The organism is Clostridia bacterium (assembly GCA_026414765.1).
In the GTDB taxonomy this organism is placed as follows: Bacteria; Bacillota; Clostridia; order Acetivibrionales; family DSM-27016; genus SKW86.
This window is the reverse complement of record JAOAIJ010000043.1, coordinates 26643-41227: the sequence shown is the minus strand read 5'-3', so window position 1 is coordinate 41227 and position 14585 is coordinate 26643. Positions and strand designations below refer to the sequence as shown.

The 14585-nt window shown below is 37.0% G+C and carries 15 protein-coding genes; 2 read left to right on the top strand and 13 right to left on the bottom strand.

Features of this window, described 5'->3' with window-relative positions; genetic code table 11:
• Nucleotides 1-109 precede the first annotated feature (109 nt).
• From N3I35_16395 to N3I35_16385, 3 genes are all read right to left on the bottom strand, one after another.
• Nucleotides 110-601 (bottom strand): chemotaxis protein CheW, encoded by a 492-nt coding sequence (locus N3I35_16395; protein ID MCX8131660.1) that lies wholly within the window; start codon nt 599-601, stop codon nt 110-112.
• Between the two features lie 45 nt (nt 602-646).
• Complete coding sequence (locus N3I35_16390; protein MCX8131659.1) at nt 647-2710, bottom strand: chemotaxis protein CheA; 2064 nt, start codon at nt 2708-2710, stop codon at nt 647-649.
• 238 nt (nt 2711-2948) lie between these two features.
• Complete coding sequence (locus N3I35_16385; protein MCX8131658.1) at nt 2949-3302, bottom strand: response regulator; 354 nt, start codon at nt 3300-3302, stop codon at nt 2949-2951.
• Between the two features lie 508 nt (nt 3303-3810).
• Between N3I35_16385 and N3I35_16380 the strand changes: the two genes are divergently transcribed.
• On the top strand, nt 3811-4986 hold the full coding sequence (locus tag N3I35_16380) for a pyridoxal phosphate-dependent aminotransferase (GenBank protein ID MCX8131657.1): 1176 nt from the start codon (nt 3811-3813) through the stop codon (nt 4984-4986).
• A gap of 58 nt (nt 4987-5044) precedes the next feature.
• Here the strand turns inward: N3I35_16380 and N3I35_16375 are convergent, their stop codons facing one another.
• The 9 genes from N3I35_16375 to N3I35_16335 all read right to left on the bottom strand — a co-directional run bounded on the left by N3I35_16375 (nt 5045) and on the right by N3I35_16335 (nt 11546).
• On the bottom strand, nt 5045-5479 hold the full coding sequence (locus N3I35_16375) for a hypothetical protein (GenBank protein MCX8131656.1): 435 nt from the start codon (nt 5477-5479) through the stop codon (nt 5045-5047).
• Nucleotides 5480-5562: 83 nt separating this feature from the next.
• The gene (gene efp, locus N3I35_16370; GenBank protein MCX8131655.1) at nt 5563-6120 is read right to left on the bottom strand and encodes an elongation factor P; all 558 of its coding nucleotides are present in this window, start codon (nt 6118-6120) and stop codon (nt 5563-5565) included.
• A 297-nt stretch (nt 6121-6417) separates the two neighbouring features.
• On the bottom strand, nt 6418-7497 hold the full coding sequence (locus tag N3I35_16365; protein ID MCX8131654.1) for an aminopeptidase P family protein: 1080 nt from the start codon (nt 7495-7497) through the stop codon (nt 6418-6420).
• 39 nt (nt 7498-7536) lie between these two features.
• Nucleotides 7537-7965 (bottom strand): type II 3-dehydroquinate dehydratase, encoded by a 429-nt coding sequence (aroQ, locus tag N3I35_16360; protein ID MCX8131653.1) that lies wholly within the window; start codon nt 7963-7965, stop codon nt 7537-7539.
• Between the two features lie 2 nt (nt 7966-7967).
• Nucleotides 7968-8828, bottom strand: a complete 861-nt coding sequence (locus tag N3I35_16355; protein MCX8131652.1) for a TIM barrel protein — start codon at nt 8826-8828, stop codon at nt 7968-7970.
• A gap of 134 nt (nt 8829-8962) precedes the next feature.
• A complete protein-coding gene (locus tag N3I35_16350) occupies nt 8963-9229 on the bottom strand; it encodes a late competence development ComFB family protein (GenBank protein ID MCX8131651.1) in 267 nt (88 codons plus the stop codon).
• A 25-nt stretch (nt 9230-9254) separates the two neighbouring features.
• Nucleotides 9255-10067, bottom strand: a complete 813-nt coding sequence (locus N3I35_16345) for a prepilin peptidase (protein ID MCX8131650.1) — start codon at nt 10065-10067, stop codon at nt 9255-9257.
• 60 nt (nt 10068-10127) lie between these two features.
• A complete protein-coding gene (locus N3I35_16340; protein ID MCX8131649.1) occupies nt 10128-11012 on the bottom strand; it encodes a shikimate dehydrogenase in 885 nt (294 codons plus the stop codon).
• Nucleotides 11013-11036: 24 nt separating this feature from the next.
• Nucleotides 11037-11546: a YqeG family HAD IIIA-type phosphatase gene (locus tag N3I35_16335; protein ID MCX8131648.1), complete on the bottom strand. Its 510-nt coding sequence runs from the start codon at nt 11544-11546 to the stop codon at nt 11037-11039.
• Nucleotides 11547-11998: 452 nt separating this feature from the next.
• Here N3I35_16335 and N3I35_16330 point away from each other — a divergent pair, with 452 nt between their 5' ends.
• Nucleotides 11999-13069: a branched-chain amino acid aminotransferase gene (locus N3I35_16330; protein MCX8131647.1), complete on the top strand. Its 1071-nt coding sequence runs from the start codon at nt 11999-12001 to the stop codon at nt 13067-13069.
• 37 nt (nt 13070-13106) lie between these two features.
• Here N3I35_16330 and gatB read toward each other — a convergent pair whose 3' ends face one another.
• Nucleotides 13107-14540 (bottom strand): Asp-tRNA(Asn)/Glu-tRNA(Gln) amidotransferase subunit GatB, encoded by a 1434-nt coding sequence (gene gatB, locus N3I35_16325; GenBank protein ID MCX8131646.1) that lies wholly within the window; start codon nt 14538-14540, stop codon nt 13107-13109.
• Nucleotides 14541-14585: the final 45 nt, after the last annotated feature.

Sequence of the window (14585 nt, the reverse complement as noted above, 5' to 3'; positions counted from 1 at the left end):
GCTGTGACAATTCAGGAGAAAACCAGCCTAACTATAATTCATTACTTTAACTAGTTGTACAAACCTGGATAACATAATAAAGAGTAATTAATACAATATAGTTTTCCCATTATGAAAGGTTCATAATTTCCTGTATCTCATCATCATTCAAAAGCTTGTTGCAGTCCAGCAACAGCTTCACGTTAGTTCCAACCTTACCTATGCCTTTTATATACCTCTGATGATAACCTGAGTTCAACTGTGGAGGCGGTACTATTTCAGTTTCAGGTATTGATAACACTTCAGATACTGAATCCACAATCAATCCCACAGATGTATTCTCCATATCTACTACAATTGTACATGTCCTGTCGTTATACTCCCTGGATTCCTTCTTGAATCTCAACCTGACATCAAGCACCGGAATGATTTTCCCTCTCAAATTAATAATACCCTTTATGTATTCAGGCATTTCAGGTACTTGTGTTATAGATTGCAGTCCAATAATTTCTGTCACATATTTTATGTCTATTCCGTATTCCTCACTGCCTAAAACGAAAGTCAGATACTTATCTTTCTGCGTATCCTCAAATTCCATTACGTTTTCCAAAACTTCAGTCATTTTACCATCTCCTCCTTTATAAACACTTTACTCCACAATGCCTGTTTATCTATCTACTCCCATTAACCCTACTACATCCAGAATCAAGCTTATACTGCCATCTCCCAGTAAGGTACACCCTGCTATCCCTCCTACCTTTTTTAAATATGATGGCAAAGCTTTTACTACTACCTGCTGCTCCCCAAGTAGTTCATCTGCAAAAATGCAGATACTTTTATCTTCATCTTCCACCATCATGATTATTCCTTCATGTATTTTCAAAGTGTCAGTTTTAACTTTGTAGATTTCGTGAAGCCTTAGTATAGGGTGACACTGGCCTCTTATAAGAATCATTTCATTACCGTCCGGATCTGTTATCACGTCCCTTTCGGTTACGCGCATTGATTCCTTTATTGAAGTCATAGGGACGGTATACCTTGAATTCCCTACTTTTATTGTCATACCATCTATAATGGCAAGCGTCAGCGGTATCTTTATCGAAATAGTAGTCCCTGTATCTGGTTTACTATCTACCAGTACAGTTCCCCCTACCTTCTCAATATTCTTGGTAACTACATCCATGCCCACACCTCTGCCGGAAAACTCAGTAACCTTTTCTTTAGTTGAAAATCCCGGTAAGAAAATAAATGAATATATCTCCCTGTCTGTCAGCTCACTCTCAGGCTTATAAACCAATCCGTTCTCCAACGCCTTTTTTAAAATCTTTTCCTTGTTCAACCCTCGTCCATCATCTTTTACGATAATCCACACATCTCCCCCTGCACTCTTGGCCTCAAGAGTTACTTTGCCGGCTTCAGGCTTGCCTTTTTCCAGTCTGTCCACCGCAGATTCTATGCCATGGTCAATGGAATTACGTATAAGATGCATCAATGGGTCAGATATGCTTTCAATTATGTTTTTATCTACTTCAGTCTCTTCTCCTATTATTTCAAGTTCTACATCCTTATTAAGCTTTTTGCTCATATCTCTGACAATGCGGTTCATTTTCTGAAAGGTCATTGAAAGTGGAACCATCCGGATAGACATTACAATATCCTGAAGCTCGCTTGTGATTTTGTGAAGCTGCCTCGCTGATTTATAAAAGTTGTCAAGCTGTAATCCTTTCAAATCCGGATTTCCCGTAACCATCGCTTCAGAGATTACCAGCTCTCCTACAAGGTCCATCAGTTTATCAAGCTTTGTAATATTAACACTTATTATTCCTTGTTTTGAAGATGTTGAGGTATTTTCTTTTTGAATTTCCTTTGATCTGTCTTTGTCAATAAACTCATCTACAGGCTTATCAAGATTTATTTCCCTTTTAACTCTTGCTTCAGGCCGGTCAGTGTTATTCTCTTCCAAACAAACTAAATCCAAATCTCTTAAGAAAATCGTCTGCTGTAATATATCCCTTACCTCATCAAAACTCTTTCCTGTATTGAAAACAACCTTAAAGCCTTCCTGCCTTATAACCTCAATGCTATCATCATTTTCCATTATATCTTCAGGTGCAAATTGCAGTTCATCTGCAATTTCCTTTAGATTATGTACTACAGTAAAAGCCCTTATATTCTCCATTTCGCAACCATCCTCAAAAAAAATGATTGCTTTGTATTTGTTTGATGTACCTGATGTAGAAATCATAGTTCTTTCCGGTGAGATATAGAATTTCTGTTCGGAATTGCTGTTATTATTCTCATTTCCTTTGGAAGGTGAATTATTCTCAATTCTTAGATTAGTCAAATATGCTTTGATTACATTTATAAGTTCTTCTGAATTTCCATCTGCATTCAGACCACTGTCAATTTTGGCAGTCTCGCATTTTATGAAATCCACCCCTTCAAGGACAATATCACTCAATCTTGAATAATCAACCTTGTCAGGCTTTTCCTCCCTGAGATAGTAAAAGAGGTCTTCTATTGCATGTGCTGTAGCAGCTATGTTATTAAAGAGCATCATAGCTGAAGATCCTTTAATAGTGTGCATTATTCTGAAGATTTCATTTATAGAAGAGTGGAAACCGCCATTTTTTTCTGAGTTTATGATTGATTGCTCCAACTGCTCCAGAAGTTGATATGTTTCGAATATAAACATCTCAAGCATAGGTTCCCTGCTATAACTATTACCCATTGGAAATCACTCCTGTTTATTGATTATTCAATTTCTTAATGTATATAAAATTTGTATTTATAAGTTTACATACATAAAAAAGATTAACTAAGAATAGATGACTGATATGCTTCGATATATGTAAAAACAAACCCATAATTACTAATTTATGTATACTTATAAATCAATAACTTTAAGTCAGGTCGTTTATACCATAAACAAATTGAATAATGATTGCTTTTATATTCACATGCACCGGTTATAGCTTGCTTAAAGTCTTAACAACATGTTCTTCTTTAAATGGCTTGACTATAAATCCTTTTGCACCTGATAATACAGCCTGTTTTACGTTGTTTTCCTGTCCAAGTGCAGAAATCATAACAATTTTTGAATTAGGGTCAAAGGCTCTTATTGTCTTAAGTGCCTCTAAACCATCCATTTCAGGCATAGTGATATCCATTGTTACTATATCAGGCTGTAATTCCTTATACTTTTTTACAGCTACCATGCCGTTTTCAGCCTCACCCACTACATTATACCCATTTCTTTCCAGCATGATTCTTAGAGAACCCCTCATAAACGCAGCATCATCAACTACTAATACATTTTTCAATTTACGTCACCCTTCCATAGATAATTTTCACAAGCTGGGAAAAAAGAATAAATAAATCAAAGCATTAATTACCAAAGTGTTTGCATACAGCAAACAAGTAAATAACAACTTTATCCATTATTTTCATTTAAAAATGGTACTTACTCGAATTGAAAAGAAGTTTAAACATGGAATAATAATATGAACTGCTTATATAGGTATTACAACTTTATTATACATAATAATCTGGAGAAATGCAACAATTCGCTATTATTCGACACTTTTCGACACCATTGTCTTAGACCACTAATTTTCATAACCAACAACTAAACTAAACTGTTGCGCCTGTTAATTGATAATCTCTGTATCATTCCAAATAATTTGAATCATTTCATGTTGACCACACAAATCTTTTAATGTAACATTGAAATAAGATAATTCTGGAAAGCAAAGTTGCTGCTTTTGATACTAATATATTTATTATTGTATCATATTAAATATATAATTAATATATCAGGAGGTTTTTTAAATGATTTCTCAAAAAATAAGCACTAATGTGAAGAACGGATCAATGATCAGAGCAATGTTTGAAGAAGGAGAAAAACTCCGTAAAATATATGGAGCCGATAAAGTATTTGATTTCTCACTTGGCAATCCGGATCCTGAACCTCCCCAGTCTGTAAAGGATACCATGAAAAGACTTCTTGACATACAAGGCATACATAAATATATGCCTAATGCCGGCTATAATGATGTAAGAGAAAAACTGGCTGAGCAGATAACAAAAGAAACTGATGTAACTCTACCTTTCGAAAATATTATCATGACATGCGGAGCTGCTGGAGGCTTGAACGTCGTTTTAAAAACCCTCCTCAATCCAGATGAAGAAGTAATTGTGTTTGCACCATACTTTGTAGAATATGGTTTTTACATAGATAATCATGGTGGTAAAACCGTAGTATGCCAGACTGATGAAAGTAATTTTGAACCTAACCCCGAAAAGTTAAGTCAAAGTATTACACCAAACACTAAAGCAATAATCATTAATACTCCAAACAACCCTACAGGAGTAGTTTATAGCGAAAAAATATTAAAACAGTTGTCACAGGTACTCGCTGAAAAAGAGAAGGAATATGGTACTACAATATACGTGTTATCTGATGAACCCTATACCAAGCTTGTGTATGATGGAATTAAGATACCCAGTGTGCTGAAAATATTCAAAAATTCTATTATAGTGAATTCATACAGCAAGTCCTTGGCTTTACCCGGAGAGAGAATCGGATATATTGCAGTGAATCCTGCCGCAGAAGATATCAAAGAACTTATAGGAGGACTCATATTTTGTAACCGCACTCTTGGATACGTAAACGCTCCGGCTCTATTTCAAAAAGTAGTCGGCGAAACTGTCGGTGAATCGATAGATATAGCCGTATATCAGGAAAGACGCGATGTACTCTATAATCACTTGACCAGTATAGGATTTGAATGTGTTAAACCTGAGGGAGCGTTTTATCTGTTTCCCAAAGCTTTAATACCTGATGATATTGAATTTAAAAACCGCGCTCTCAAGCATAATATACTGATTGTACCAGGCAGCAATTTTGGTCGCCCGGGTTACTTCAGACTGGCTTACTGCGTAAGCCTGGATCAGATAAAAAACTCACTACCGGCTTTTGAGGCCTTGGCAAAAGAGTTTAAGTAAATGGCTTTAAATACGAAAATGCCCCAAAGTTTAACTTTGGGGCATTTTATTCTTAATATTATCTTGAAGACTTACCTTCGTCATGATCACAGCAATCCTCACAGCCACACTCCCAGTCTATCTCAATTTCCTTATGGCAGTTCGGACACTTTATCGTACTGGTTTCATCATCTATTATATCTTCGTCAATATCAATTTTTTCATTACAGTAGGGACATTCTATTTCACTTTCATAAAAATAATCATCTTCTTCATCTTCTTCATCTTCTTCATCGAAAATAACTCTTTCTACTTCAGCCAAATCCTCATCCATGCTGTCAACCTGTTCGCTCAGTTGTTCCTGAACTTCTTCGATATCATCAACTGCCAATGCAATATCATCAAGTACTTCTATAATCGCCTTCAGCAGCTTTCCTTCATTTGTTGCATCACTTATCTGCATTCCTTCAGCAAGCCCTCTCAGATATGCAACCCGCTCTTTCATATAACTCATATCGCAACCTCCATTTCATAAAATAAATTGAGCTGGAAAAGCTAACATATGCTAGTTTCTCCAACCCGTGACTATTCTAGTCATTAAACTCTTTCCATATATTCTCCGGTTCTCGTATCTATTCTGACAACATCGCCCTGATTTACAAATAATGGAACTTTTACAACCGCACCTGTTTCTAAGGTTGCAGGTTTTGTAGCACCTGTTGCCGTATCGCCTTTAAAGCCTGGTTCCGTTTCGGTTATTTCCAGCTCAACGAAAGTTGGAGGCTCTATACCGAAAACATTTCCTTTATGAGATAGTATCTTACATACCATATTTTCCTTAACGAACTTAAGTGTATCACCTATTTGACTGGCGTTTATCGGTAACTGCTCGTATGTCTCAACATCCATGAAATAATACAAATCCCCGTCATTATAAAGGTATTGCATGTCTTTTCTTTCAATATGAGCCTTCGGCATTTTGTCAGTAGGATTAAAAGTTCTTTCAACTGTTGCGCCGGTAATTATATTCTTTAATCTTGTTCTAACAAATGCAGCTCCCTTTCCAGGCTTAACATGCTGGAATTCAACTATCTGGAATATCTGCCCGTCCAACTCAAAGGTAACACCGTTTCTAAAATCTCCAGCTACTATCATTAATTATCTCCCTCCACTAAATTAATTGGCAATTGACACCTGACAATTGACAATCAAAAAAATATATACTTCCCTCTTACAGGTTTGCCAGTCACTAATCACCCATAACACTCTATATATACAATTGCCAATTACCTATTCTTAACAGCTTCAACGTAATATTTCCTAACTAAAGCTGTTGACTGGAATATTTGAATATTATCTCCTAGATTATATTAAAATAAAATTTTACTTATTTCAAGAAAAATTTTCTTTTATTATATATTTTTCCCCTGATAATCAAATAATTAATGAAATTTATATAATTATCATTTCCTTTGTAGAACTGGTCAATACAACAGGTTTTTCACCGTCTATCACAATTATATCCTCTATCCTTACACCGCCAAGACCTGGAATATATATACCAGGCTCTACAGTAACAACCATTCCGTCCTCCATTTTTTTATTCCCTTTGGGAGACAATCTCGGTTCTTCGTGAATTTCAAGTCCTACACCATGTCCCAGCCCGTGTCCGAAATTTTTCTCATAACCGGCTTCCTTTATTATACTTCTGGCAACTGCATCTATTTCCTTTCCAGTCAAACCTCTCTTTGCACTTTCCATAGCCCTGACCTGTGCTTCCAAAACTATACTGTATACTTTTTTCAGTTCATCTTCCGGCTGACCTAAAAAAACAGTTCTTGTCATATCTGAGCAATAATCTTTATATATTGCTCCAAAATCTATAGTTATGGCATCGCCCAACCTGAGCACCCTCTCATCTGCAGTACCGTGGGGCATGGACGAGCGTTCACCGGATGCTACAATAATTTCAAAAGACGATCCCTTAGCACCCTGTCTTTTCATACTGTATTCCAGTTCTGCTGCCAGTTCAAGCTCTTTTACTCCCGGCTTTATAAAATTAAGTATGTCTGAAAAAGAATTATCTGCTATTTCAACAGCTTTTCTGATAATATCAATTTCGCCCCGGTCTTTTACTATCCTTAAGTTTTCAATAATACCACCTAGTGGTATTAACTCACTTATACCAAGTTCTGCTTTGTACGAAGAATAATCGTCAAATGTTACGTAGTTTTCCTCAAAACCCAATCTGCTTACACCGCGGGATTTGAGAACATCATCCAGCGTAACGAGCAAACTGCCCTCAAATTGGATAATTTTGTAGAGTATCGCCTGCGTGGCAGCCTGTTCTGTATATCTGGAGTCAGTTACCAGAACAGCTTCATCCTGGGTAATTATCAGGTAGGCTTCCCCGCCGTTAAAACCGGACATATATGTACAGTTTTCCTTTTTACATACAAGTGCAGCTTCTATATCCTTTTTCATTAACTCTTCGCGCAGTCTGATTATTCTTTCTAAGATTATTGAGTCCATATCGTCACTCCTATTACCACTGACTGTGAAAATCATTATTTATAATAATACGGCTGCATTCAGTGCAACCAGATAGCTGTTCCCCCCAAAGCCACTTATCTGGCCTTTACATACAGGAGCAATAACAGATTTGCTTCGGAACTCCTCCCTGGAGTGTATGTTAGACAGGTGCACTTCAATAGTAGGAATTTCTACAGCTTTTACAGCATCCCTTATAGCTATGCTGTAGTGAGTATATGCTCCCGGGTTAATTATCAGGACATCATATTTTTCTCTTGCATCATGGATTTTATCTATAATTTCACCCTCGTGGTTTGATTGCACAAAATCCACTTCAACATTCAGTTTTATTGCTTCTGCCATCACTCTCCTGGCTATTTCCTCCAAAGTTTCTACACCATATACACCTTTTTCTCTCGTACCTAACAAATTCAAATTCGGACCGTTTATAATTAAAATCCTCTTCATATTCATTTATCCCCCTTTTCAATCTTTTCATATATCTTTTTTAATTTTAGGGCATCTTCTGCCATATTACTCCTTGACTCACAAATAATTACCGGCTCCATATTCTTTCTGTATAGAACTTCTGCCAATGGCTCAAAGTCAGGACCGTACTGCACGTCAGAAATAGTCCAGTGCTTTTTTTCTCCACCGTCAGTAAACTCTATTCTACTGAAATGACTGTGAATTTTTTTCAGTCTGTCGTATCCTAAAGCTCCTTCTATCTTATCAATTACTTTTTCAAAATCACCTACTGTGTTGAGGCATCCCATTCCTCTGGCATGAAGATGTCCGAAGTCAATTGTGGGGATAAGCCTCTCGTCTATTTTACACATTTCCAGAATCTCATCAAGAGATCCGAGTTGATTTATTTTCCCCAATACTTCTGGACAAATAGCTATATCCGAATACCCCATTTCATCCACTTTTTGTATTGCTTTTTTCAGGACTTCCATAGCAGTTCCGAGAGCTAAATCCCTGCAAACTTTACTGCAGGCTCCCGTATGGACAACTATTCTCTTTGCACCCATCCATCTGGCAACTTTCATTGTCTCTAGTATATAGAATATAGAATTTTCCCTTTTATCCTCCTCGGAGCTGGCCATATTTATGTAATATGGTGCATGTATGCTGACAAAAATATCGTAGATTTCAGCTTGTTTTCCTATCATCCTTGCAGTTGATTCTTTAATATTGAACCCTCTGCTGCACTGGTATTCATATGCACTTAGTCCCATTTCCTTCAACCATGCGGGCATTTGCACGGATGATTTATTTCCCTGTTCATAAAAACTTTCCGAATTGCCTGACGGTCCAAACCTTATCATATGTATTTCCTGCCTGTTACTTTTTTATTATTATATACATAAATAAGCAAAAATAAAAGGAGGTTAACTTCAAAAGAAGTTCCCTCCTGATTTAGTCCGTTGTCCCGATTCATCATTCATAAGCTTGCACTACCCTATTCATGTCTTGGTTTCCTTTTTACCATTACAGCTGCTTTAGTTATTGCCGAAATAACATCCACTTCAAATTGCTGCCTGAGAGAATCAATCTTGGAATACAATTCACCTTTTTCACTTACTATGTACTTGGGCGGTAAATCATTCAATGCAATAGCAGCAATATCAAGTATGCACTTCTCACAAGTACACATATTGATGTCTGTAAGCACTTCCCTCATTAGGTTAAATACGATTTCTTCCATATAATTTTTGATCTGCGGCATAGCTTTATCCTCCCACAATTAATTATTAATTACTGATTGAATTCATATACCAGTTTATAATATCTGTTCCCCACACTATGGCTATAAAGGTTCCGATAACTATGAAAGGTCCGAAAGGGATTGTATCCTTCCTGCTTTTTATCTTTGTAAGAATAAGTATGATACTGGTTACCCCGGCTAATACTACGGACAACATGAGAGTAAGCAGACAAAGCTTCCATCCAAGAAAAATACCGATTGGCGCAAAAAGTTTGACATCTCCCATACCCATGGCATCATCAGTCTTATAAATTATTAAACCGATAACTGCTATAAGAAAAAGTGTTCCTGTCCCAGGCAGAAGCCCCAGTAATCGATTTAGCCAATAGGTCTCCCCAAATATCTGAACCGGTTTGAAAAAATTGTAGACTGTAAGTGGTAAAGCACCTGCAAGTCCGGCAACAACAAGCTGGTCAGGTATTATTTTATGATCAAGATCAATAAAAAACACAGCAATCAGGATTGCCATCAGATAAGCTGCCGCAATAAATTCTACTGAAATAAAGTATTTATAGAATAATATCATAAATACAGTTGCAGTAAGAAGTTCTATCAGGGGATACCGGGGTGAAATCCGGACTCCGCAATGCCTGCATTTACCCTTCAAGAATACAAAACTGAATACTGGAACAAGATCCGGAGCTTTCAGCCTTGACCCGCAGCCTGTACAGTGAGAAGGCGGCATTATTATCGATTCCTCACGAGGCATACGGTAGATGCATACATTCAGAAAAGATCCGAAAATGGTTCCCATTAAAAAAACAAAAAAATATAAAACTACGAAAGATAATATCGTCATATTTTCAACTCTAAAATAATTTTTCTTATTATATTATTCGTCAATTTAGCTATAAAACCTTTAATTTTTTAAAATATTTACAAAAGATTTGTATATTTCCTTAATAATATCCTCTGAGAGTTTTATGCCTGTCCATATTTCATAGGCATAAATCCCTTGATAAAACAACATTCCCAGACCGTTCATAGCCTTACAGCCTGACTTTTCAGCTTTTTTTAATAATTTGCTTTTAGCCGGGTTATATATGACATCATATATGATCTGATGACTCATAAAGTTTATTTTCTTATCAACAGGACATCCTTCTATTTCCGGATACATCCCTACAGACGTGGTATTAATAACTATATCGGCTTCACTAAATGCATCTTTGTATTTTTTGTCTTCAGAGTCTAAACACCTGATACCTGTTTCATAATTATTCTCTATTATTCCGGCAATATCCAATGCTTTGGAAATTGTCCTGTTCACTAAAGAGATATGTTTTGCACCCTCAATGGCAGTCTTCACTGCAATAGCCCTTGAAACACCACCTGCACCTATGATAAGGATATTTTTACCTTTGAAAGTGGCTCCCGACTCCTCTTTAAAAGACCTTGAAAAACCCTCTGCATCCGTATTATACCCATATAGCCTTCCATCAATGTTTTTCACGGTATTTACAGCTCCCATTAACAGGGCCTCCTTCGTGTTATCATCTATGAATTTCATAATATCCTTTTTATATGGGATAGTAACATTAAAGCCCAAAACATTTAATGCTTTTAAGCCTTTTACTGCATTATCAAGGTCAGCTTTTTCCACTCTGAAAGGAACATATACCGTATCAATTCCCAGTCTTGTACTGAGCGTGTTATGAAGCTGAGGTGATATGGAATGCTCAACCGGATTACCTAATACGCCCATAATCCGTGTCTTACCTGATACTCTTTTATCTACTATCATCTTTTCCTCACTTTTTTGATTTCTTTAACGCTTTTTATGGTATTTCCTCCTGTAGCTCATCAATACAGGCTTTTCAAAAATCCTCTTAAATCTGACAAAAACAAACTCCTTCTTATCTATAGGCTTTACAAGTACGGTAAAAGCCCCCGCTTTATTTCCCCCATACACGTCTGTAAAAATCTGATCTCCTATAACAGCTGCTTCGCTTATTTTTATATCCATAAGTCTTGCAGCTCTCATAAATGCTTTTGTTCCCGGCTTTGAAGCCCTATGTATTGCAAAAACCTTAAGTCTTTCATTAAACTTAATTACTCTTTTTTCTGAAGCATTTGAAACTATACATGTCTTAAAACCTGCCTTACGGACCTTTTCAATCCATCTGACTGCATTTTCATCAGCTTCCTTCATATGTTGGGGTACCAAAGTATTGTCTATATCCAGGATCAAGCCTTTTATATTCTTTTTGATCAAGGTTTCCAGCTCTATATCCTGTATCCTGTCAACAATCAGATCAGGGTATAATTTTTTAAACATGTGTATCCTCCAAAAATATTTTACTAATATTTTGTGAAAAAAAGCAAAAATGATTTACAAAATCATGTGAAAAAAAAGGAATCATCTAAAATATAATAATCCTGTTCATAATAATAACAAAATAAGCTGTTTATAGCAATAAGTACCGGAACTTTTGGATAAAAGGGGTAAATATCATAAGAAATGCTCAAGCATTTATTCGATAGAATCCATCTGGGAACAAGGATAAGCATTTATATATGCGATTTATACCGCAAACCAATCAAAACCAGAAAATTTGATGAAAAAGGTCTGGATTTTTCCAACAAAAAGTTGCATAATAAAATGAATAAGAAAACGCAGAGAATTTTAAACGGTTATGGTTGTTGCTGGCATTGGTATTGTAGATGATTGCTAGTATCGGCTTCAATTGCATTCCTTATTTAAAATTCAAATTGAAAGGGGTTTAAACTATGTCTTTAGAGATTAGAATTGAAAAAAACAAAAATCCAAAACAAAAGCCTGACCCAAATAGCCTCGGATTTGGAAAGTATTTTACGGATCATATGTTTATTATGGACTATACGGAAGGTAAGGGATGGCATGATGCCAGAATAATCCCATATGGTCCTTTGGAACTCGACCCTGCGACTGCTGCATTGCACTATGGTCAATCCATTTTTGAGGGGCTGAAGGCATATAAAACAGAAGATGGAAGGATACTTCTTTTCAGACCTGGTAAAAACATGGACAGAATAAATTCTACAAATGAAAGAATGTGTATGCCTCAGATAGATGTAGAATTCTGTATAGAAGCAATAAAGACCCTTGTAAAACTAGACAGTGATTGGATACCTTCTGCTCCCGGTACTTCACTTTATATAAGACCTTTTATTTTTGCAGTAGATCCTTTTCTTGGTGTTCATCCTTCCCACACATATAAGTTCATCGTTATTCTATCCCCAGTGGGTGCATACTACCCCACAGGACTCAGTCCCGTAAAGATTTTTGTCGAGAGCGAATATGTGAGAGCAGTAAAAGGCGGAACAGGGTTTGCAAAAACTTGTGGAAACTATGCTGCAAGTCTGAAAGCTCAGTCGGAAGCTTCTCAAAAAGGTTATATTCAAGTCTTGTGGCTTGATGGTGTAGAAAGAAAATATATTGAAGAAGTAGGAGCTATGAATATCTTCTTCAAAATAAACGGGGAGATCATTACTCCTTCACTGGAAGGAAGCATTTTACCAGGTATAACACGGGATTCCGTTATCCAGCTTTTAAAATCCTGGGGTGTTAAAGTCACAGAAAAGCGCATAACCATTCAGGAAGTTTATGATGCTCACGCAAATGGAGCACTTGAAGAAGTTTTTGGAACAGGTACGGCTGCAGTTGTCTCCCCTGTCGGCGAACTCAACTGGAATGATAACAAAATAACAGTAAACGATTTCAAAATAGGTGAGATTTCCCAGAAACTGTATGATTCCATTACCGGCATACAAAGCGGAAAGCTTGAAGATAAGCTTAACTGGACTGTAAAAGTTATATAAAATGTATAAAGAAAGGCGGCTTTAAGCCGCCTTTTATTTATATGTTGTCCAATTCATCCTTCAGTATTTTATTAATAACCTGCGGATTTGCTTTTCCTCTTGTTTCCTTCATGGCCTGACCCACAAGGAAGCCGAAGGCCTTTTCTTTTCCACTCTTATAATCGGATACAGACTGAGGATTACTGTCCAGAATCTTTTTAACTACAGCTACAAGAGCACCCTCATCACTTACTACCTCCATGCCTTCCTCTTTGACAATGAGTTCCGGATTTTTCCCAGACTCAAACATTTTGTCAAAAACCTTCTTTGCGATAGTACCACTGATCGTACCTTTATCTATCAATCCGATCAGCTTTGCGAGATATTCTGCCGGAAAAGGAATCTCTTCCACTTCCATTCCCTTTTCCTTAAGGATTCTCATAAGGTCTCCCATTACCCAATTGCTAACCGCTTTTGCATTATTACTTTTGCTTACTGCTTCCTCAAAGAAGTCTGCAAGAACTTTCGAAGATGTAATCATTGCCGCATCATATTCCGGGAGTCCAAATCCGGAAATATATCTCTTTCTCCTGGCATCGGGAAGTTCAGGAAGTGAAGCCTTTATCCTTTGAAACCACTCATCGTCTACTATAATCGGCACCAGATCCGGCTCAGGAAAATACCTGTAATCATGGGCTTCTTCCTTGCTCCTCATAGCATAGCTTATGCCTTTGTTATCATCCCATCTTCTGGTTTCCTGTACAATAACGCCTCCGGATTCTATCTCATTTATCTGCCTCTGAGCCTCAGCCTCAATAGCTCTTACTATTCCCCTGAACGAGTTCAAGTTCTTCATTTCCGTTCTGGTTCCAAACTCCTTCTGTCCCTTTGGTCTTACCGAAAGGTTTACATCAGCCCTCAAAGACCCTTCCTGCATTTTACAGTCCGAAACCTCTGTATATTCCAGAATTGCTTTCAGATTTTCAAGATATACTTTTGCTTCCTCAGCAGAACGTATATCAGGTTCACTTACTATTTCGATCAATGGTACGCCACACCTGTTATAGTCAACCAGAGTTCCGGTTTCCCACTCATCATGCATCAGTTTTCCTGCGTCCTCTTCTATATGAATCCTGGTAATACCTATTCTTTTCTTCCCGCCATTCAATTCTATATCCACAAAACCATTTTTGCACAGCGGAAGATCGTATTGAGAAGTCTGATATGCTTTTGGAAGATCAGGATAAAAGTAGTTTTTCCTGTCCTGTTTGCTGAAGTCTGCAACCGTACAGTTTGTAGCGAGACCTGCCTTTACTGCATACTCAACAACATTCCTGTTCAATACCGGCAACACTCCGGGCATACCTGTACAGATCGGACAACAGTGCGTATTCGGTTCTCCTCCAAATTCGGTAGTGCACGTACAGTATATTTTAGACTTGGTTGCAAGTTCTGCATGTACCTCCAACCCTATGACTATTTCATATTCCATTATTCTCACCTCATATTCTTCAGTTCAAAGCTGATGTAAAACATT